The sequence below is a fragment of the Streptomyces rhizoryzae genome (assembly GCF_023155275.1).
Classification (GTDB): Bacteria; Actinomycetota; Actinomycetes; order Streptomycetales; family Streptomycetaceae; genus Streptomyces; species Streptomyces rhizoryzae.
The window spans coordinates 21,263-40,993 of record NZ_JALMUV010000037.1; the positions used below are offsets into that span (position 1 = coordinate 21,263).

The 19,731-nt window shown below is 70.6% G+C and carries 13 protein-coding genes and 1 pseudogene; 10 read left to right on the forward strand and 4 right to left on the reverse strand.

Going from position 1 to position 19,731, the window contains the following annotated elements:
- The first annotated feature begins 32 nt into the window (after nt 1–32).
- Nucleotides 33–932: a LysR family transcriptional regulator gene (locus MUU72_RS25520; protein ID WP_248015741.1), complete on the forward strand. Its 900-nt coding sequence runs from the start codon at nt 33–35 to the stop codon at nt 930–932.
- Nucleotides 933–1,037: 105 nt separating this feature from the next.
- Here MUU72_RS25520 and MUU72_RS25525 read toward each other — a convergent pair whose 3' ends face one another.
- Complete coding sequence (locus tag MUU72_RS25525) at nt 1,038–1,469, reverse strand: hypothetical protein (protein WP_248015742.1); 432 nt, start codon at nt 1,467–1,469, stop codon at nt 1,038–1,040.
- On the opposite strand from MUU72_RS25525, the pseudogene MUU72_RS25530 reads away from it, so the two are divergent.
- A pseudogene (locus MUU72_RS25530) lies at nt 1,425–2,105 on the forward strand (transposase family protein); the annotation flags it as partial. The gene MUU72_RS25525 and the pseudogene MUU72_RS25530 overlap by 45 nt on opposite strands.
- A gap of 233 nt (nt 2,106–2,338) precedes the next feature.
- Here the strand turns inward: MUU72_RS25530 and MUU72_RS25535 are convergent.
- Nucleotides 2,339–3,868 carry a helix-turn-helix domain-containing protein gene (locus MUU72_RS25535; protein ID WP_248015743.1) on the reverse strand — a complete coding sequence of 510 codons (1,530 nt, stop codon included), beginning with the start codon at nt 3,866–3,868 and terminating at the stop codon, nt 2,339–2,341.
- A 91-nt stretch (nt 3,869–3,959) separates the two neighbouring features.
- On the opposite strand from MUU72_RS25535, the gene MUU72_RS25540 reads away from it, so the two are divergent.
- The 3 genes from MUU72_RS25540 to acnA all read left to right on the forward strand — a co-directional run bounded on the left by MUU72_RS25540 (nt 3,960) and on the right by acnA (nt 8,677).
- A complete protein-coding gene (locus MUU72_RS25540) occupies nt 3,960–4,955 on the forward strand; it encodes a DUF1648 domain-containing protein (protein ID WP_248015744.1) in 996 nt (331 codons plus the stop codon).
- A 1-nt stretch (nt 4,956) separates the two neighbouring features.
- A complete protein-coding gene (locus MUU72_RS25545) occupies nt 4,957–5,316 on the forward strand; it encodes a GntR family transcriptional regulator (RefSeq protein WP_248015745.1) in 360 nt (119 codons plus the stop codon).
- A gap of 646 nt (nt 5,317–5,962) precedes the next feature.
- Nucleotides 5,963–8,677: an aconitate hydratase AcnA gene (gene acnA / locus MUU72_RS25550; protein WP_308403871.1), complete on the forward strand. Its 2,715-nt coding sequence runs from the start codon at nt 5,963–5,965 to the stop codon at nt 8,675–8,677.
- Between the two features lie 111 nt (nt 8,678–8,788).
- Here the strand turns inward: acnA and MUU72_RS25555 are convergent, their stop codons facing one another.
- Together MUU72_RS25555 and MUU72_RS25560 are read right to left on the reverse strand one after the other, a co-directional pair.
- On the reverse strand, nt 8,789–9,748 hold the full coding sequence (locus MUU72_RS25555; protein WP_248015747.1) for an FG-GAP repeat domain-containing protein: 960 nt from the start codon (nt 9,746–9,748) through the stop codon (nt 8,789–8,791).
- 114 nt (nt 9,749–9,862) lie between these two features.
- Nucleotides 9,863–13,294: a GH92 family glycosyl hydrolase gene (locus MUU72_RS25560; protein ID WP_248015748.1), complete on the reverse strand. Its 3,432-nt coding sequence runs from the start codon at nt 13,292–13,294 to the stop codon at nt 9,863–9,865.
- A 453-nt stretch (nt 13,295–13,747) separates the two neighbouring features.
- Here MUU72_RS25560 and ngcE point away from each other — a divergent pair, with 453 nt between their 5' ends.
- The 5 genes from ngcE to MUU72_RS25585 all read left to right on the forward strand — a co-directional run bounded on the left by ngcE (nt 13,748) and on the right by MUU72_RS25585 (nt 19,715).
- Nucleotides 13,748–15,184, forward strand: a complete 1,437-nt coding sequence (ngcE, locus tag MUU72_RS25565) for an N-acetylglucosamine/diacetylchitobiose ABC transporter substrate-binding protein (protein ID WP_248015749.1) — start codon at nt 13,748–13,750, stop codon at nt 15,182–15,184.
- A 61-nt stretch (nt 15,185–15,245) separates the two neighbouring features.
- On the forward strand, nt 15,246–16,169 hold the full coding sequence (locus MUU72_RS25570; RefSeq protein WP_248015750.1) for a carbohydrate ABC transporter permease: 924 nt from the start codon (nt 15,246–15,248) through the stop codon (nt 16,167–16,169).
- Between the two features lie 11 nt (nt 16,170–16,180).
- Nucleotides 16,181–17,059 carry a carbohydrate ABC transporter permease gene (locus tag MUU72_RS25575; RefSeq protein WP_248015751.1) on the forward strand — a complete coding sequence of 293 codons (879 nt, stop codon included), beginning with the start codon at nt 16,181–16,183 and terminating at the stop codon, nt 17,057–17,059.
- 214 nt (nt 17,060–17,273) lie between these two features.
- Nucleotides 17,274–18,473: an ROK family transcriptional regulator gene (locus MUU72_RS25580; RefSeq protein ID WP_248015752.1), complete on the forward strand. Its 1,200-nt coding sequence runs from the start codon at nt 17,274–17,276 to the stop codon at nt 18,471–18,473.
- A gap of 198 nt (nt 18,474–18,671) precedes the next feature.
- The gene (locus MUU72_RS25585) at nt 18,672–19,715 is read left to right on the forward strand and encodes a substrate-binding domain-containing protein (protein ID WP_248015788.1); all 1,044 of its coding nucleotides are present in this window, start codon (nt 18,672–18,674) and stop codon (nt 19,713–19,715) included.
- Nucleotides 19,716–19,731: the final 16 nt, after the last annotated feature.

Below are 19,731 nucleotides of genomic sequence, written 5' to 3' on the forward strand. Positions count from 1 at the left end.
TAATCGGAAATGCCGATGAATGGGGAGTGGGCGTGGACCAGAGACGGCTGGAGTACTTCCTCGCGGTCGCCGAGGAGCTGAACTTCACGCGGGCGGCCCAGCGACTGCACGTCACACAGTCCACGCTCTCGGCCGGTATCAAGGCCCTGGAACACGAACTGAGGGCGGAGCTGCTCATCCGTTCCACGCGGTCGGTCAGGCTGACGGAGGCCGGTTCGGCGTTCCTGCCCGAGGCACGCGTCGCGACCGAGGCGCTCGACCGAGCCCGGGCCGCCGTGGAACCCCTCTCCGCGGGCCTGCGCGGCAGCCTCACCGTGGGCGTTCTCAGCGGGCTGACCGTGATCGACGTGCCCGCCCTGGCGGGAGACTTCCGCCGGCGCCATCCCAAGGTCCGGTTGCGTACCGAGACGTCCCAGCGGGGTACCTCCGGACTGATCGAACGGATCAAGGAGAGTTACGTCGACGTGGCCTTCGTGGGTGCCGACATCAAGGACGAACGCCTCAGGACGAGGGCCATCAAGCAGTTCGACGTCCAATTGCTCGTCCCGGCCGGTCACCGGCTGTCCGGCCGGGAGAGCGTACGACTGCGGGACGTTGCAGGGGAACCGTTCGTCGACATGCCCCCGGGCTTCGGGCAACGGCAGATCGCGGACGACGCGTTCACGAGGGCGGAGCTGTCCCGGAGCGTGCTGATCGAGGTCTCGGACATCACGACGATCGCGGACTACGTGGCGCACGGCCTGGGTGTGGCGCTGCTGCCCCCGGACTTCGCGGAGACGGCCGGGGACGCGGTGCGTGTCGTTCCTCTCGCGGACGCCCGGCTCTCCTGGACGCTCGGCGTGGTCGTGTCGGCGGCACGTCCGCCGACACGCGCGCTGCACGCCTTCCTCGATCTCATCCCGCACCACATCCACCGCGACCGCGTCTTCTGAGCCGGCGGACTCGGCCACGTCGGACTCGGTGCCGCGTCAGGCGGCAACGCTGAAAGGCCGCGGAAGAAGTCGTTCACGCTCCGCCTCACTGACGGCGACGGACGCTTATTCGGTGAGGGTCCCCACCGTCGGTGAGGTCGCTTCCCGGAGCGTCGCCATGGTGGTGCCGTCGGCGGAGCGGGCGGTGATCACGGGTAGCAGGTCGGTGTCCTGGGCGTCGGGGACGTTGGGTACGTCGGGAAAATCGGCGTAGTAGGCGATCCAGCCGGGCCGTGACGACAGAACCAGGAGGCTGGCCTCGACGGTGCGGCCGGCGACGGCCACGGTGAGGTGGGACGGGGTCCCCGTGCCACGGTACGTCCCGGCCCACAGGGTGCCGGTGTCGTCGTCGAAGGCGGTGGCGGACAGGGGTGCGCCGACGGTCTCGGGGGCGGTCGTCCGCGGCCCGGTCGCGGTGCTGGGGGCCCGTGCGGTGCCGTCGTCGTGGCTGACCGTGAGGCGGCCGTCCGTGCTCAGTTCCTGTTCGTCCTCGCGCACCTGCGCTGCCGTGACACTCCCCCAGCCTCAGGCCGGGGGGCACCCCCAACGCCCGCACTCGCGGCGGGCTTTCGCATCGGGATCGCGACGGTCTACCGCTACATCCGCGAGGCCGTCGACCTCCTAGCCCCGCTCGCTCCGACACTGCAGCAGGCCATGGACACGGTCCGCGGCAAGGCGTACGTCATTCTCGACGGCACGCTCCTGCCCATCGACCGCATCGCCGCCGACCGTCCGTACTACTCGGGGAAGAAGAAGCACCACGGCATGAACGTGCAGGTCCTCGCCGACCCGGCCGGACGTCTGATCCGGGCATCGGACGCACTGCCCGGCGCGGTCCACGATCTGACCGCGGCCCGGACCCACGACATCCCGGCCACTCTGGCCGCCGACACCATCAAGTGCTGGGCGGACAAGGCGTACCAGGGTGCGAGTCCCACCATTCGCGTCCCGTTCCGGGACAAGGACCCGCGCGGCTGGCGCCGGCGTCACAACCGCGACCATGCCAAGATCCGCAGCCTCGGCGAACGCGCCATGGCGGTCCTCAAGGGCTGGCGGTTCCTGCGCAAGCTCCGCTGTAGCACCACCCGCATCACCACCATCGTCCGAGCCGTCGTCGCCCTCGAACTCGCCAACTTATCAAGATGGAAACAGCTCGATGACTCCGGAATCGGCCTCCGAACTGGTGCTATGCCAGACGCATACGCGCACCACATCTTTCCGATGACACCGTATGGGGTGTGTAGCGATCCGGAGGCGTCGACGCCGACTCAAAGTCCCGGAGAAGTCCCAGGGGCGCCACCACCCCCCCTCCAACGCCGCATTTATGCTGGCCAGAAGGGGTGTGGCGGCAGTTTTCCGTAAGGCTTTCAGATGTCCCGGAAGATCTCGATCTGGGCCCCGATCGAGTTGAGGCGGGCGGCGAGGTCCTCGTAGCCGCGGTTGATGACGTAGACGTTGCGGAGGACGGAGGTGCCCTCGGCGGCCATCATGGCGAGCAGGACGACGACGGCCGGGCGGAGGGCGGGCGGGCACATCATCTCGGCGGAGCGCCAGCGGGTGGGGCCGTCGACCAGGACGCGGTGCGGGTCCAGGAGTTTGACCTGGGCGCCCAGGCGGTTGAGGTCGGTGAGGTAGATGGCGCGGTTGTCGTAGACCCAGTCGTGGATGAGGGTCTGGCCCTGGGCGCTGGCGGCGATGGCCGCGAAGAAGGGGACGTTGTCGATGTTGAGGCCCGGGAAGGGCATCGGGTGGATCTTGTCGAGCGGGGCCTGGAGCTTGGAGGGGCGGACGGTCAGGTCGACGAGGCGGGTGCGGCCGTTGTCGGCGCGGTACTCCGTGCTGCGCTCGTGGTCCAGGCCCATCTCCTCCAGGACGGCCAGCTCGATCTCCAGGAACTCCACCGGGACCCGGCGGATGGTGAGTTCGGACTCGGTGACGACGGCCGCCGCCAGCAGGCTCATCGCCTCGACCGGGTCCTCGGACGGCGCGAAGTCCACGTCGCGGTCGATACGGGGCGTGCCGTGGACGGTGAGGGTGGTGGTGCCGATGCCGTCGACCCGGACACCCAGTTCCTCCAGGAAGAAGCAGAGGTCCTGGACCATGTAGTTGGAGGAGGCGTTGCGGATGACCGTGACGCCGTCGTGCCGGGCCGCGGCCAGCAGCGCATTCTCGGTGACGGTGTCGCCGCGTTCGGTCAGGACGATGGCGCGCTTGGGAGCGGCGCCGCGGTCCACCTCGGCGAGGTAGGTGCCGTCGGTCGCGGTGACCTCCAGGCCGAAGTGGCGCAGCGCGGTCAGGTGCGGGGTGACGGTCCGGGTGCCCAGGTCGCAGCCGCCGGCGTAGGGCAGCTTGAAGTGGTCCGTGCGGTGCAGCAGCGGGCCGAGGAACATGATGACGCTGCGGGTGCGCCGCGCGGCCTCCATGTCCATGGCGTCCAGGTCGAGTTGGGCCGGCGGCACGATCTCCAGGTCGTTGCCGTCGTTGATCCAGCGGGTGCGGACGCCGATGCTGCCCAGCACCTCCAGGATGCGGTACACCTCCTCAATGCGGGCCACCCGGCGCAGAGTTGTCCGGCCCGCGTTGAGCAGCGTCGCGCAGAGCAGCGCGACGCAGGCGTTCTTGCTCGTCTTGACGTCGATGCTGCCGGACAGCCGGCGCCCGCCGACCACCCGCAGATGCATCGGTCCGGCGTATCCGAGCGAGACGATTTCACTGTCCAGGGCTTCGCCGATGCGGGCGATCATCTCAAGGCTGATGTTCTGGTTCCCGCGTTCGATGCGGTTGACCGCACTCTGGCTGGTGCCGAGCGCCTCGGCGAGCTGCGCCTGTGTCCAGCCACGGTGTTGCCGGGCGTCACGGATGAGCTTGCCGATGCGTACGAGGTAGTCGTCTGCCATGGGGTGACCGTATCTCAGATATGAGATGGATGTGGTGTCGGGGGGAGGTGCCTTGGTTGTTCTACTACTATGCGAACAACTGGAGGTTGCCATGGTTGCCGTGAAGCGTTCCCCGTCGTCCGCCGCGCCCGCGCCCGCCCGTCCGCGGAGCTGGCTGGCCGCCTTACCGTTCCTCGTCGTCACCGTGCTCCTCGGTGGTCTCTACGCCACGGCCGCCGGCCGGCTGCCGGAGCGGCTGGCCACCCACTTCGGCACGGACGGCCGGCCCGACGGCTACTCCTCGGCGCCGGGCTTCCTGCTGGGGTGCCTGGCGGTCCTGCTCGTCCTCGGCGTCGGCCTGAGCGTGCTGGTCCGGCTCCCGATGGCTCCGCCGAACGGGCGCCTGCTGGTCGCGACGGCCTATTTCACCGCCCCGGTGCTCGGGTACCCGGCGGCGCTGGTCCTACTCGGGAACGCCGGCGCCGCCGGCCCGGACGCGGTCCGGCTGCCCGGCTGGCAGGTGGCCGCGGTGCTGGCGGGCGGCCTCGCGTGCGGTGCGCTGGGCTGGCTGCTGGCCGGTGCCGACCCGGAGTGGCGCCCCGCGGAGCCCGGCCGGGCCGGCCGGCTCGACCTGCCCGCGGGCGTCCGGGCCGGCTGGACCCGGACCGTCAGCTCGCTCCCGCTGGCCGCACTGGCCGCGGTGACGGTGGGCGGCGGCGTCGTCCTCGGCGCGCTCGCCGGCTGGGGCGGCGGCGCGGTGCTGGTCCTCGGCGGTGTCCTGGTCGCCGTCCACTGCTCCGTCCGGGTGACCGCCGACCGGCGCGGACTGACCCTCACCCCGGCGCTGCTGCCCGTCCCGCTGCGCCGGATACCGCTGGAGAAGGTCGCGGAGGCGTCCAGCCGCCGGATCGCGGCGCTCGCCGAGTACGGTGGCTGGGGCTACCGCATCCGGTCCGGCGGCAGCGGGCTGCTGCTCCGGTCGGGCGAGGGGCTGGTGCTGCGGCTCACCAGCGGCCGGGAGTTCGTGGTGACGGTCGACGACTCCGCCACCGCCGCCGCGCTGCTCAACACCTATCTGGACCGCCGGCGGTCCGGGGAAGGGGGCTGACATGCTCTTCCGCGTCGATCCCGGCTCGGCCGTCCCGCTCGGCGACCAGATCGCCGCCTCGGTGCGCGGCGCCATCGCCGACGGCTCGGTACGGGCCGGTGAACGCCTGCCCGCCGCCCGGGCCCTGGCCGCCTCGCTCGGCGTCAACGTCCACACCGTGCTGCGCGGTTACGGGCGGCTCAAGGAGGAGGGGCTGATCGAACTCCGGCGCGGCCGCGGCGCGGTGGTCACCGGAGCCGCCGCCCCGGGCCGCGCCCGCCTCGGCGAGGCCGCCCAGCGCCTGATCGCCGAGGCCCGCGACCTCGGCATGTCCGACGAGGAGATCGTGCGGGTGGTGCGGCTCGGCCTGGAGGGCGGGTGACCGCCAAGGGACGGGCGGGTGACCGCCAACGGGCGGTGACCGCCAACGGGCGGGCGGGGCAGGGGCGTTGGGCGGTCGGCGGTGGGCCGGGGCGGGGCCGGCCGCCGGGCGGTGAGCCGGCCGCTCCGGCCGCACCCCTCCGGTCACCGGGCTTCTCCCGGTCGGGTGTGGCCCGCGACGGCAGGGCCGCTTCCCCGCGCGCCGCGGGCCCCCGCGACCCGGCCGGGTGCCGTACGGGCCGCGTGAGCCGTGCGGCACCCCGTGCCGCCAGGTGTCGTACGGGCCCGGTGTGCGTACGGCCCCGGTGCCGCCATGTCGTACGGGCCCGGTGTGCCTGCGGCCCCGGTGCCGCGCGGCGCCGCAGGGGCGGGCGGTGTGGTCCGGCGGGCTCCGGGTGGACCCGGGGCCTTCGCCGGGGCGGTACGGGACGGGCCGTCAGGGCATGACCAGGCAGCGGCGATGTACTAGAGTTATCTCGACATCGAGATATCTGCCGGGAGGCGTACCGCTGCCGCGTCAGTAAGGGTTACCTAACTTAGGGGAGCCTGAGCGGATCGGCAACGACCCTGTGGCGACACCGCGCGACGGCAGTCGCATAGTGTGCGCAGCGCTGAGGTACGCGCGAAACATGAAGGAGAAGACTGTCGTGTCGGCGAACAGCTTCGACGCCCGCAGCACGCTGCAGGTGGGCGACGAGTCGTACGAGATCTTCAGGCTGGACAAGGTCGAGGGATCGGCCCGCCTGCCCTACAGCCTCAAGGTGCTGCTGGAGAACCTGCTCCGCACCGAGGACGGCGCCAACATCACCGCCGACCACATCCGGGCGCTCGGCAACTGGGACTCCCAGGCGCAGCCCAGCCAGGAGATCCAGTTCACGCCGGCCCGCGTGATCATGCAGGACTTCACCGGTGTGCCGTGCGTCGTGGACCTCGCCACCATGCGCGAGGCCGTGAAGGAGCTGGGCGGCGACCCGGCGAAGATCAACCCGCTGGCGCCGGCCGAGCTGGTCATCGACCACTCCGTCATCGCCGACAAGTTCGGCACCCACGACGCGTTCAAGGAGAACGTGGAGCTGGAGTACGGCCGCAACCGCGAGCGCTACCAGTTCCTGCGCTGGGGCCAGACCGCCTTCGACGAGTTCAAGGTCGTGCCGCCCGGCACCGGCATCGTGCACCAGGTGAACATCGAGCACCTCGCCCGCACGGTCATGGTCCGCGACGGCAAGGCGTACCCCGACACCCTGGTCGGCACCGACTCGCACACCACCATGGTCAACGGCCTGGGCGTGCTGGGCTGGGGCGTCGGCGGCATCGAGGCCGAGGCCGCGATGCTCGGCCAGCCGGTCTCCATGCTGATCCCGCGGGTCGTCGGCTTCAAGCTCACCGGTGAGCTCCGGCCCGGCACCACCGCCACCGACCTGGTGCTGACCATCACCGAGATGCTGCGCAAGCACGGTGTCGTCGGCAAGTTCGTGGAGTTCTACGGCGAGGGCGTCTCCGCCACCTCGCTGGCCAACCGCGCCACCATCGGCAACATGTCGCCGGAGTTCGGCTCCACCGCCGCGATCTTCCCGATCGACGACGAGACCCTCAACTACCTGCGCCTGACCGGCCGCAGCGAGCAGCAGGTCGCGCTGGTCGAGGCGTACGCCAAGCAGCAGGGCCTCTGGCTGGACCCGAAGGCCGAGCCGGACTTCTCCGAGAAGCTGGAGCTGGACCTCTCGACGGTCGTCCCGTCGATCGCCGGCCCCAAGCGCCCGCAGGACCGCATCGAGCTGGCCAACGCCGCCGAGCAGTTCAAGCTGGACGTCCGCAACTACGTCGACTCCGTGGACGAGGCCGGCGTGGAGTCCTTCCCGGCCTCCGACGCCCCGGCCTGCCACAACGGCATCCCGACCAACCCGGTCCCCGTCACCGCCCCCGACGGCACCAGCTACGAGCTGGACCACGGCGCGGTCACCGTCGCGGCCATCACCTCCTGCACCAACACCTCGAACCCGTACGTCATGGTCGCCGCCGCCCTGGTGGCCAAGAAGGCGGTCGAGAAGGGCCTGACCCGCAAGCCGTGGGTGAAGACCACGCTGGCGCCGGGCTCCAAGGTCGTCACCGACTACTTCGAGAAGGCGGGCCTGACCCCGTACCTCGACAAGGTCGGCTTCAACCTCGTCGGCTACGGCTGCACCACCTGCATCGGCAACTCCGGCCCGCTGCCGGAGGAGGTCTCCAAGGCCGTCAACGACCACGACCTCGCGGTCACCTCGGTGCTCTCCGGCAACCGCAACTTCGAGGGCCGGATCAACCCCGACGTCAAGATGAACTACCTGGCGTCCCCGCCGCTGGTCGTCGCCTACGCCCTGGCCGGCTCCATGAAGGTGGACATCACCAAGGAGGCGCTGGGCACCGACCAGGACGGCAACCCGGTTTACCTCAAGGACATCTGGCCGACCGAGGCCGAGGTCAACGACGTCGTCGCCAACGCCATCGGCGAGGACATGTTCGCCAAGTCGTACCAGGACGTCTTCGCCGGCGACGCCCAGTGGCAGGCGCTGCCGATCCCGACCGGCAACACCTTCGAGTGGGACGCCGAGTCCACCTACGTCCGCAAGCCCCCGTACTTCGAGGGCATGCAAATGGAGCCGGCGCCGGTGACGGACATCTCCGGCGCCCGCGTGCTGGCCAAGCTGGGCGACTCGGTCACCACCGACCACATCTCCCCGGCCGGTGCCATCAAGGCCGACACCCCGGCCGGCCAGTACCTCACCGAGCACGGTGTCCAGCGCCGCGACTTCAACAGCTACGGCTCCCGCCGCGGCAACCACGAGGTCATGATCCGCGGTACGTTCGCCAACATCCGCCTGCGCAACCAGATCGCGCCGGGCACCGAGGGCGGCTACACGCGCGACTTCACGCAGGACGGCGGCCCGGTCTCCTTCATCTACGACGCGTCGCAGAACTACCAGGCCGCCGGCGTCCCGCTGGTCGTCCTGGCGGGCAAGGAGTACGGCTCCGGCTCGTCCCGCGACTGGGCGGCCAAGGGCACCGCGCTGCTCGGCGTCAAGGCCGTCATCGCCGAGTCCTACGAGCGCATCCACCGCTCCAACCTCATCGGCATGGGCGTGCTGCCGCTCCAGTTCCCCGAGGGCGCCTCGGCGCAGTCCCTGGGCCTGACCGGCGAGGAGACCTTCGCCATCGCCGGCGTGACCGAGCTGAACGAGGGCACCACCCCGCGCACCGTGAAGGTCACCACCGACACCGGTGTGGAGTTCGACGCGGTGGTCCGCATCGACACCCCCGGTGAGGCGGACTACTACCGCAACGGCGGCATCATGCAGTACGTGCTGCGGAGCCTGATCCGCAAGTAAGCGGCAGGGAAAGCGGAGAGGGCCGCACCCCCGGGAAGGGGGTGCGGCCCTCGTGCTGCCGGTGCCGGATCCGGGGCCCGGCCGGCGGAACCGGCCGGGCCCCGGCCCCGGTCAGGAGAACAGCTTGGTGTAGATGTTCCAGCCGGTGCCGATCTGCACGCGCGCCTTGTAGGGGCTCGCGGCGTTGCCGGTGCCGTAGTAGGCGAACAGGCGGCCGGAGGTGTCGCGGGCGATGAAGTCCGTCTTGCCGTCCAGGTCCAGGTCGCCGGTGGAGAGCAGGGCGTTGTAGCCGCCCCAGCCGGTGCCGATCTTCTGGCGGGCCGCGAAGGGCGCGGTCCGGTCGCCGGTGCCCTTGTAGAGGTACAGGTCACCGGTGGACTTCTCGCGGGCGATGATGTCGGCCTTGCCGTCGCCCGTCAGGTCGCCCTTGCCGGCGATCTGGTCGTAGATCTGCCAGCCGGCGCCCACCTTGGTGCGGGTGGTGACCGTGCCGTCGGGGTAGCCGAGGTACAGCCAGAGCACGCCGCTGCGGTCGCGGGCGAGGATGTCGTACTGCTGCGCGCCGCCGAGGTTGCCGGGGGCGAGCACCTTGTCGTAGATGTTCCAGCCGCCACCGACCTGGGTGACGTCGGTGGAGTCGTCGGCGCTGTAGACGAGGTTGCCGTTGGGGTCCCAGAGCCAGACCCCGTCGCTGTAGCCGTCGCCGTTGCTGTCCACGGCCTGCTGGTTGGCGCGGACCGCGCCGAGGTCGTCGAGCTTCTCGCGGGCGGTGAGCCCGCCGTTGCCGTCGGGACCGTAGTAGTACGTCCCGCCGGAGGAGTCCACGCCGAAGAGCGGGAAGACCGGGTTGGCCGCGTCGGTGCCGGCGGCACCGGTGGTGGCGCCGGTGATGGCCTTCGGGGCCTTGGCCGGGGCCTTGGGGGCCGCCTGGACGGCGTTCCGGGCGGCCGCGCCCGGGGAGTCCGCCGCGTACGAGGTGCCGGCGGCGGTGCCGGCGAGTGCGACGGCGATGGCCGCGGTGGCGAGGCGGGACAGAACGCGTCCGCGCGTGCGGCCGGAGAGTATTGCCACGTAGTTCTCCGAGTGGTGTCGAGATGGGAACCGGTAGCGCGACGGCGCGCCCCGGTGGGGCGCGCCGCGGTACTCCGGAGGTCAGGATCCTGTCACGACTTCTTCACCTGTCAACTACCTTTGCGGCACCGCCAGAAGCTCTACCTCCGCCAGTACAACCTTTTGCGGGGAGACCAATCGGTAATGCCGGAACGAACCCGGCGAACCGATCGAGAAGACCCGCGTCTGCCGGTCCCAGGCGAAGGACTGGCTCGTTCTCCTGTCCAGTTCCGTCCAACTTATTCCTTCCTGTGATCCTTCCAACACCCAGCTGTCCGGCGCCCGCGCGCGGTCCGCGGAGGTGAGCGTGTACTGCGCCGCCCGGACCGGTCCGGCCACCGGCAGCTCGACCGAGGTGAACTCCCCGGCGGTCGCCGAGGTGTTGTCGAACAGCGGCCCGGACGGCGTCGTGGCGTCCCGCGGCGGCGCCGGCACCCGGTCGTCCCGGGCGATCGAGGACGGCCCGGCGTCCGGGCCGGTGCCCCAGGCGGAGGGGCGCGGCCCCATGGTGAACTCCAGGGTCCCGCCGCGGGCCAGCAGCGCGTGCGGCAACGCGGTCGTGCGCCACGGCTTCCCGTTCACCCGCAGGCCCTGGACGTAGACGTTCCGGGCGCTGTTGCCCGGCGCGCTGACGACCAGGTCCCGGCCGTTCTCCAGATGGACGGTGGCCCGGGTGAACAGCGGCGAACCCACCGCGTACTCGCCCTGCCCCAGCACCAGCGGATAGAAGCCCAGGGCGCTGAAGACGTACCACGCGGACATCTCGCCGTTGTCCTCGTCGCCCGGGTACCCCTGGCCGATCTCGCTGCCCAGATAGAGCCGGGACAGCACCTCGCGCACCGCGGCCTGCGTCTTGTACGGCTGCCCGGCCGCGTCGTAGAGGTAGGCGATGTGGTGCGCGGGCTGGTTGCTGTGCCCGTACATCCCCATCCGGACGTCGCGGGCCTCGGTCATCTCGTGGATCACGCCGCCGTAGGAGCCGGCGAACCGCTTCTCCGCGGTCTCCGGGGTGCCGAAGTAGGCGTCCAGCTTCTTCGCCAGCCCGGCCCGGCCGCCGTGGAGGGCGGCCAGCCCGCGGGTGTCCTGCGGGGCGGCGAAGGCGAAGGTCCAGGCGTTGGTCTCGGTGTAGTCGTAACCCCACACCCGGGGGTCGAAGCGGTCCGGCGGCAGCCGCCAGCCACCGGCGGCGTCCCGGCCCTGGAAGAAGCCGACGCGTGCGTCGAAGAGCCGCACGTAGTTCTGGGCCCGGCCCAGGAAGTACGCCGCCTCCTCCCGGTAGCGCGGATCGCCGGTCCTCGCGTGGAGGGCCTGTCCCATCCGGGCGATGCCGAAGTCGTTGAGGTAGCCCTCCAGCGCCCAGGAGGCGCCCTCGCGGGTGTCGGTGGTGGTGTAGCCGAGGAACGGCGAGGTCGCCATGCCCTTGCGGCCGACACCGGGGGACGGCGAGGCGACCGTGGCGTTCTTCACCGCCGCCTCGTAGGCCGCCGCGGCGTCGAAGCGGACGCCCTTGACATAGGCGTCGGCGAACGCCACGTCGGAGCTGGTCCCGGTCATCAGGTCCGCGTAGCCGGGTGAGGACCAGCGGGAGATCCAGCCGCCGTCCCGGTACTGCTGGACGAACCCGTCCGCCAGCCGCCCGGCCCGGCCGGGGGTGAGCAGGGAGTAGGCGGGCCAGGCGGTGCGGTAGGTGTCCCAGAAGCCGTTGTTGACGTACACCGCGCCGTCGACGATCTTCGCGCCGGTGTGCGCGGGGGTGTCCGGCCCGGTGGGCGGGGCGAACGGGCTGGCGTACCGCAGGCGCGAACCGACCTGCTCGGAACCGGAGTTGGGATAGAGGTAGAGCCGGTAGAGGTTGGAGTACAGGGTGGTCAGCTGGTCGCGGGTGGCGCCCTGCACCTCGACGCGGCCCAGCAGGGCGTCCCACTGGGCGCGGGCCCGGTCCGAGACCGTGGCGAAGGACGTGCCACCGGGGATCTCCCGGGCGAGGTTGGCCCGGGCCTGCGCCACCCCGATCAGCGAGGTCGCCAGCCGCAGCGTCACGGTGCGGTCCGCGCCCGGCCGCAGCTTCAGATAACCGGTGACGTGCGGACCGCCGCCCCCGCCGAGCCGGCCGCTCGCGGTGACCGGCGCGTCCACCTCCCCGTAGACGAACAGCCGGGTGGCGCCGGCCGACAGGCCGCTGCGGACGTCGGAGTAGCCGGTGATCACCCCGCGCTCCGGGTCCAGGTCGAGGCCGCCCTTGTCGTTGACGTTGTCGAAGAGCAGGTTGGCGTCCGCACCGGGGAAGGTGAAGCGCATCATCGCGGCGTGGTCGGACGGCGCGATCTCGGCCCGCAGGCCGTTGTCGAAGGTGACGCCGTACCGGTACGGCCGCGCCGACTCGCGCGTGTGGTGGAACGGCAGCGCGCGCCCGGTCCGCGAGGCGTCCGGGGTGCCGGCCGCCACCGACGGCATCACCTGGAAGGTCTGCCGGTCGCCCATCCACGGGCTCGGCTCGTGACTGGCGCTGAACGCCTGGAGGGTGGGGAGGTTGTCGGCGTTGTTGCGCCGCGCGTACGCGTAGAGCCAGTCCGCGGACCCGGCGTCGGTGACCGGCGTCCAGAAGGTGAAGCCGTTGGGGACCGCGGTGGCGGGGAAGGTGTTCCCGCGCGAGAAGCTGCCGCTGGACAGCGTGCCGCGGGTGGTGACCGCGTAGTCGGAGAGGTGCGCGAGCGGTTTCTCCGGGGCCCGCGGGCCGATGGCCAGGTCGTCGAGCCAGCCGCGGAAGGCGGGCGCGGTGCGCGGCGCCCGGGGCGCGTCGTAGCCGAGCAGGATCCGGGCGATGGTCTTGCCGGCGGCGACCGCGCCGATCCGGGACTCCCGCGCGTTCCACTGGTTGGCGTACAGGGTCCTGGCGGCGGCCTGGCCCTGCGGGGTCAGCGGGGCTCCGTTCGTGTCGCGGGCGCCCAGGTCGCTCAGGTACGTCCCGTCGGTGAACGCCAGGTCCACCGCGACATGGGTCGCCGGGTAGTCGAGGTCGGTCTCCGCCAGCTCCGGGAAGACCTTGTAGGAGAGCGTGGTCGCCGGGGTGACGGGGATCCGCACCGCGAAGAGCTTGTTGTACGCGTACGCCCGGCCGGCCGCGGTGTGGGTGCCGGCGTAGCGCAGCGCGTGGGTGCCGGTGAAGCCGGCGTGCGCCTTGGCGGTGGGGGAGGAGTCCGGTCCGGTGCCGGTCCCGGTGCTCATCCCCGGCGCGCCGGGGGCGGTCGCGGGGGAGACGCCGGAGGTCCGGGGGCGGCCGTCCGGGCCGGTCTCGGCGGTGTCGGTCCAGTCCGGCGCGGGCTCGCCGGCCTCGAAGGAGGTGTGGAACCCCGCCGCGCCGGCCGGGGGCGGCGGGGCGGCCCGGGCGGCGCCGGGGGCGGTGAGGACGAGCAGGGCGGCCGCCGCGAGGGCGGCGGGGCGGGCGAATCCGTGCCGTGGACGGTGCCGGTTCCCGTGCCGGTGCGTGTGCCGGTGTCTGTGCCGCACGCGAGCCCTCTCAACGGAGTTGACATCGTTGTCAGTTGCGTGGTGCAGAGACAAGTAAGGTGCCCGGCGGCACCGGTGTCAAGGGTCCGGCGGCGCCCGGAACCGGCCGTGTCGCACCGCCCGGCGGCGGGCGGCGCCGCGCCCCTGGCCGCGCGCCGCGCAGGAGGCGTGCGCGGCGCATACCGGCGAGGTCTCAACTAGGGAAAGACTCCCGGCCAACCCGGTACCCGATCTTGCCCGTTCGGCCGGAAGTGGACTATACCTATCGGCGACCGAAACCGGCCGTACGCACGCCTGGCCGGAATCCGGGGGGAAAAGCGTGGCGGGCTTCCAATCCTCGCCTTTCCCTGGCTCGCCCGGTGCACATCCCGTACCACTCAGCTTCATCTGACCCGCGGTGCCGGGGTGGCTCCGGTACACCGCCTGAGTCCTGAAGAAGGCGAGGACTTGAGCATGGGATCCACCTCAGAAGTAGGCCGCCGCGATCTGGTCAAGCGGGCGGCGGCCCTGGGAATTCTCTCCGTACCGGCCGTCGGCGCCCTGACGTCCTGCGCCACCGGCGGCGGGGGCGGTTCCGACGGCGGCGGCACCGAGAACAAGGGCGCGACCTCCGCGCAGAATCCGCTCGGGGTGAAGAAGGGCGCGCCGCTGGAGGCGTTCATCTTCAAGGGCGGCCTGGGCGACCAGTACGCCAAGGACGCCGAGGCGGACTACGACAAGGCCTACGGCACCACGGTCAAGCACACCGGCACCCAGCAGATCGGGCCGAAACTCCAGCCGCGCTTCGCCGGCGGAAATCCGCCCGATCTGATCGACAACTCCGGCGCCGACCACCTGGACATGAACAAGCTGTCCGCGCAGGGCCAGTTGCAGGACCTCGCCGCACTGCTCGACGCCCCCTCGCTGGACGACCCGAAGAAGAAGGTCCGGGACACGCTCTACCCCAGCACCATCGAAAAGGGCAAGCACAAGGACGCCTTCGACGTCTTCTACTACGCCTTCACCGTCTACGGCACGTGGTATTCCGGCAAGCTCCTGAAGGACCGGGGCTGGACCTATCCCACCTCGTTCGACGAGATGCTCTCGCTCTGCGCGGAGATCAAGAAGGCCGGGCTCGCGCCCTGGACGTACCCCGGGAAATACCCCTACTACGTCCACTTCAACTTGTTCGCGCAGATCGCCAAGATCGGCGGTCTGGACAAGTGGATCGCCATCGACAACCTCGAACCGAACGCCTGGACCGGCAACGACGCGGTCAAGCAGGTCGTCGGCTTCTACGAGGAACTGGCCGCCAAGGGGTATTTCCTGGCCGGCAGCCAGGGCCTTACGCACATTCAGTCGCAGACCGCCTGGACCCGCGGCAAGGCGGTCTTCATCCCCAACGGCTCCTGGGTGGAGAACGAGGCCGCGCCCACCACCCCGGCCGACTTCGGCATGGCCGTCGGCCCGCTCTTCGACGGCGGCAGCGGCGACCGCATGCCGCACGGCACCCTGCGCGCCGAACCCAGTGAGCCGTTCATCGTCGCCAAGGGCGGCAAGAATCCGCTCGGCGGAATGGAACTCCTGCGCATTATGGCCTCCAGGAAGCACGCGCAGAATTTCGCCACCAAGGTCAAGTCGCTCACCGCCGTCCAGGGCGCCACCGACGGAATGCAGCTCTCGCCCGGCCTGGCATCCGCCGCCCAGGCCGTCAAGGCCGGCGGGAAGAACCTCCTGATGATCCAGCTTCAGGAGTGGTACCCGAAGCTGACCGACGAAAAGCTGGGCGGTCTGACCAGCCAGCTGCTCACCGGTGAACTGAAGGCCGCCGACTGGATCAAGAAGGCCCAGCAGTACGCGGACGAGGTCGCCAAGGACGATTCGGTCACCAAGTTCCACCGCGCTTCCTGACCGGATTCCCGGCCGGGAGTCCGGCCACGTTCCACCGCTGACGAGGGAGGGCCGGGGAGCCATGCGCCACGGCAAGTACCGATTCATCGTGGGGTTCCTGGCCCTGCCTCTGCTGCTCTACGGGATCTTCGTGATCTCGCCGTTCGTCCAGGCGTTCCAGATTTCCACCACGGAATGGAGCGGTCTGCGCGGCACCGCCAAGGGCGTCGGGCTGGCCAACTACGGAAAACTGCTGCACAGCGACGAATTCTGGAACGCACTCGGCCACAACGTCATCATGCTGGTGCTGGTGCCGATCGCGACCCTGGCCCTCGGGCTGTTCTTCGCGTTCATGCTGAACGTGGGCGGCCGGGCCCGGCGCGGCGCGGTCGTCACCGGCGTCCGCGGCGCGGCGTTCTACAAATTCGTCTATTTCTTCCCGCAGGTCATCTCGATCACCATCATCTCGGTGATCTGGTTCAACATCTACAATCCCGATCCGCACGACGGCATGCTCAACTCGCTGCTCGGCGCCTTCGGCCTGGATTCCCTCCAGAGCGCCTGGCTGGGGGAGGGGCGGCTCGCGCTGGCCTGCATCATGGTGGTGATGGTGTGGGCCAATGTCGGCTTCTACGTGGTGCTGTTCTCCGCCGCCATGGCCTCCATACCCCGGGAGATCTACGAGGCCGCGCTGCTGGACGGCGCCGGCCGCTCGCACACCTTCTTCCGGATCACCCTGCCGCTGCTGTGGGACACCGTGCAGACGGGCTGGGTCTACATGGGCATCATCGCGATGGACGCCTTCGCGCTGGTCCAGATCATGTCGGTCAACATGGGCGGTCCGGACGGCGCGACCGACGTCGTTCCGCTCCGCCTCTACCTCACCGCCTTCCGCGACAGCCAGTTCGGGTACGCGGCGGCGATGGGCGTGGCGATGCTCGTCGTCACGCTGCTGTTCGCCGTCCTCACGATGCGCTTCGCGCGCCGTGAGCGGATCGAGTTCTAGGGGCAGGGCGCATGACGACGACCAAGACCACCGCGGCCCGGCCGCGCCGCACCCACGCGGGCGGCACCCTCAACGTCTTCTCGCACGGCATCCTCTTCGTCTGGGCGCTGATGGTGGGGCTCCCGCTGCTGTGGGTGCTGTGGAGCTCCTTCAAGAGCAGCGGCGACATCCTCACCACCCCGTGGTCGCTGCCCGGCAAGCTGCACGGGGAGAACTGGGCCAACGCCTGGGAGAAGGCCAACATCGGCAAGATGTTCCTCAACACCCTCATCGTGGTGGGCGGTTCGCTCACCGGGACGATGGTGCTGGGCTCCATGGCCGGCTACGTCCTGGCCCGCTTCGACTTCCCCGGCAACCGCGTCATCTACTACCTCTTCGTCGCCGGGATGTCCTTCCCGGTCTTCATGCTGGTGATCCCGCTGTTCTTCGTCCTGCGGGACTTCCCCGGGATCCCGCTGCTGGCGACGTACCAGGGCCTGATCGCGGTCTACATCGCCTACTCGCTGCCGTTCACGGTCTTCTTCATGACCGCCTTCTTCCGCACCCTGCCGACCTCGGTGGCGGAGGCCGCGATGATCGACGGGGCCTCGCACGCCCGGACGTTCTTCCAGGTCATGCTGCCGATGGCCAAACCGGGCCTGATCAGCGTGGGGATCTTCAACTTCCTGGGGCAGTGGAACCAGTACCTGCTGCCGATGGTGCTCAACCAGGACGAGGACAAGTACGTCCTCACCCAGGGCCTGGCCAACCTCGCGCTCCAGCAGGGCTACCAGGGCGACTGGGGCGGGCTGATGGCGGGCATGATGATTGCGATGCTGCCGGTGCTGCTGGTCTACGTGATCTTCCAGCGGCAGGTGCAGGCCGGACTGACCGCCGGGGCGCTCAAGTAGCGCCCGCGGGGCGGCTCCTGCCCGGCCGGGCCGCCCCGGCGCGCGCCCCGGTCCCGGCCCCGGTCCGCCCGGTGGTCAACGCCTTGACGGGACTTCCCCGCCGGAGTTCTGCTTAGAGTTCACATGTTGAATTCGTAGCCGCCCCTCGACGACGCGGGTGCGGCCGGCGGGCAGTCGTCGCACTGCCCGCCCGCAGGCGGGAGTGGATGAGTCGATGGAGACTCCGGGGTCGCAGTCCTCGCTGCACCGGGCCAATCTGGAGCGGGTCGTCCGGGCGGTGCGCATGGCGGGCTCGCTCACCCAGGCGGAGATCGCCCGGAGCACGGGGCTGTCCGCGGCCACCGTCTCCAACATCGTTCGTGAGTTGAAGGACGGCGGCACGGTGCAGGTGACGCCCACCTCGGCGGGCGGCCGCCGGGCGCGCAGCGTCTCGCTGTCCGGGGACGCCGGCATCGTGGTGGGCGTCGATTTCGGCCATTCCCACCTGCGGGTGGCGGTCGGCAATCTCGCGCACGAGGTGCTCGCCGAGGAGGCCGAGCCGATCGACGTGGACGCCTCCGCGGCCGAGGGCTTCGACCGGGCCGAGCAGCTGGTCAGCCGGCTGATCGAGCGGACCGGCGTCGGCCCGGGCAAGGTCATCGGCGTCGGCCTGGGCGTCCCCGGCCCCATCGACGTCAAGTCCGGCACCCTCGGCTCGACCGCGATCCTGCCGGGCTGGGCCGGGACCAAGCCCGGCGAGGAGCTGTCCGGGCGGCTCGGCGTCCCGGTCCACGTCGACAACGACGCCAACCTCGGCGCGCTCGGCGAGCTGGTCTGGGGCGGCGGCCGCGGCGCGGCGGACCTGGCCTACATCAAGGTGGCCAGCGGCGTCGGCGCCGGCCTGGTGATCAGCGGCCAGATCTACCGCGGACCGGGCGGCACCGCCGGTGAGATCGGGCACATCACGCTCGACGAGTCCGGCCCGGTCTGCCGCTGCGGCAACCGCGGCTGCCTGGAGACCTTCACCGCCGCCCGCTACGTCCTCCCGCTGCTCCAGCCCAGCCACGGCCCCGGCCTGACCATGGCGCGGGTGGTCCAGTTGGCCCGGGACGGCGATCCGGGCTGCCGCCGGGTCATCGCGGACGTGGGACGGCACATCGGCAGCGGGGTGGCGAACCTCTGCAACCTGCTCAACCCGAGCCGGGTGGTGCTCGGCGGCGACCTCGCGGAGGCCGGCGAGCTGGTCCTCGCCCCGATCCGGGAGTCGGTGTCGCGGTACGCGATCCCCAGCGCCGCCCGCCAGCTGAGCATCGTCCCCGGCACGCTCGGCGGCCGGGCAGAAGTGCTGGGCGCCCTGGCCCTGGTGCTGAGCGAGATGGGCGATTCCTCGCTGCTCGACACGGCCCCGGACGCGGCCGCCTCCGCCATGGTGTGACGGGCTTCCGTTCACACCTATAACGCATGGCACCGTTGTCATCTCGTTAAGAATTTACTCCTTGACCATCGCGGGGCGGCCGAGTTGACTTCCAGCCACCTCGGCCGCAACGACGCGGCCATGTCAGGGAGGCACCGCATGAACGAGCGCACGCATGTGTGGACGCGCCGTGTCGTCATAGCCACCGCCGCCGTCTCGATGGCCCTTTCCGTGGCCGCCTGCGGCAAGGCGGGCGACGGCGGTAAGGGCGGCGGCGACGGGAGGACCATCGGCCTGCTGCTGCCCGAGAACAAGACCACCCGCTACGAGACCTTCGACCGCCCGCTGATCACCAAGAAGATCCAGGCGCTCTGCCCCGACTGCGAGGTCAAGTACAACAACGCCGACCAGGACACCCAGAACCAGAAGAAGCAGTTCGACGCGCTGATCACCCAGGGCGTCAAGGTGATCATCCTGGACCCGGTCGACTACAAGGCCACCCGGTCGTGGGTGAACCGCGCCGCCAAGCAGGGCGTCAAGGTCATCGCCTACGACCGCCTGGCCGAGGGCGAGATCTCCGCCTACGTCTCCTACGACAACGAGAAGATCGGCCGCCTCCAGGGCGAGGCGCTGGTCAAGGCGCTGGGCGACCGCGCCGCGGACAGCAATGTCGTCATGATCAACGGCTCGCCGACCGACGCCAACGCGCCGTTCTTCAAGAAGGGCGCCCACAGCGTCCTCGACAAGCAGGTCAAGAAGGTCGTCTACGAGCAGGACATCCCCGACTGGTCCTCGGACGAGGCGAACAAGAAGATGAGCGCCGCCATCGACGCGCTCGGCAAGGACGGCTTCCAGGGCGTCTACTCGGCCAACGACGGCATGGCCGGCGGCATCATCACCGCGCTCCGCCAGCAGGGCATCAAGGTCCCGGTCGGCGGCCAGGACTCCGAGCTGGCCGGCCTCCAGCGGGTCCTGCGGGGCGACCAGGCGTTCACCATCTACAAGCAGATCCAGCCGCAGGCCGACACCACCGCGGAGATCGCGGTCCGGCTGCTCAAGGGCCGGCAGATCGACGCGCTCGCGCCGGCCAGGGTCGACAGCCTCAGCGGCGAGGTCAAGGGCATCCCCGCCAAGCTGTACGACGCCCGGGTCGTGACCAAGGACAACATCGCCGCCACGATCCTCAAGGACAAGGTCTACCGGGCGAGCCAGCTCTGCACCGGCGACACGAAGGCGGCCTGCGCGGCGGCGGGCATCAAGTAGCACGGCGGCCCGGCCG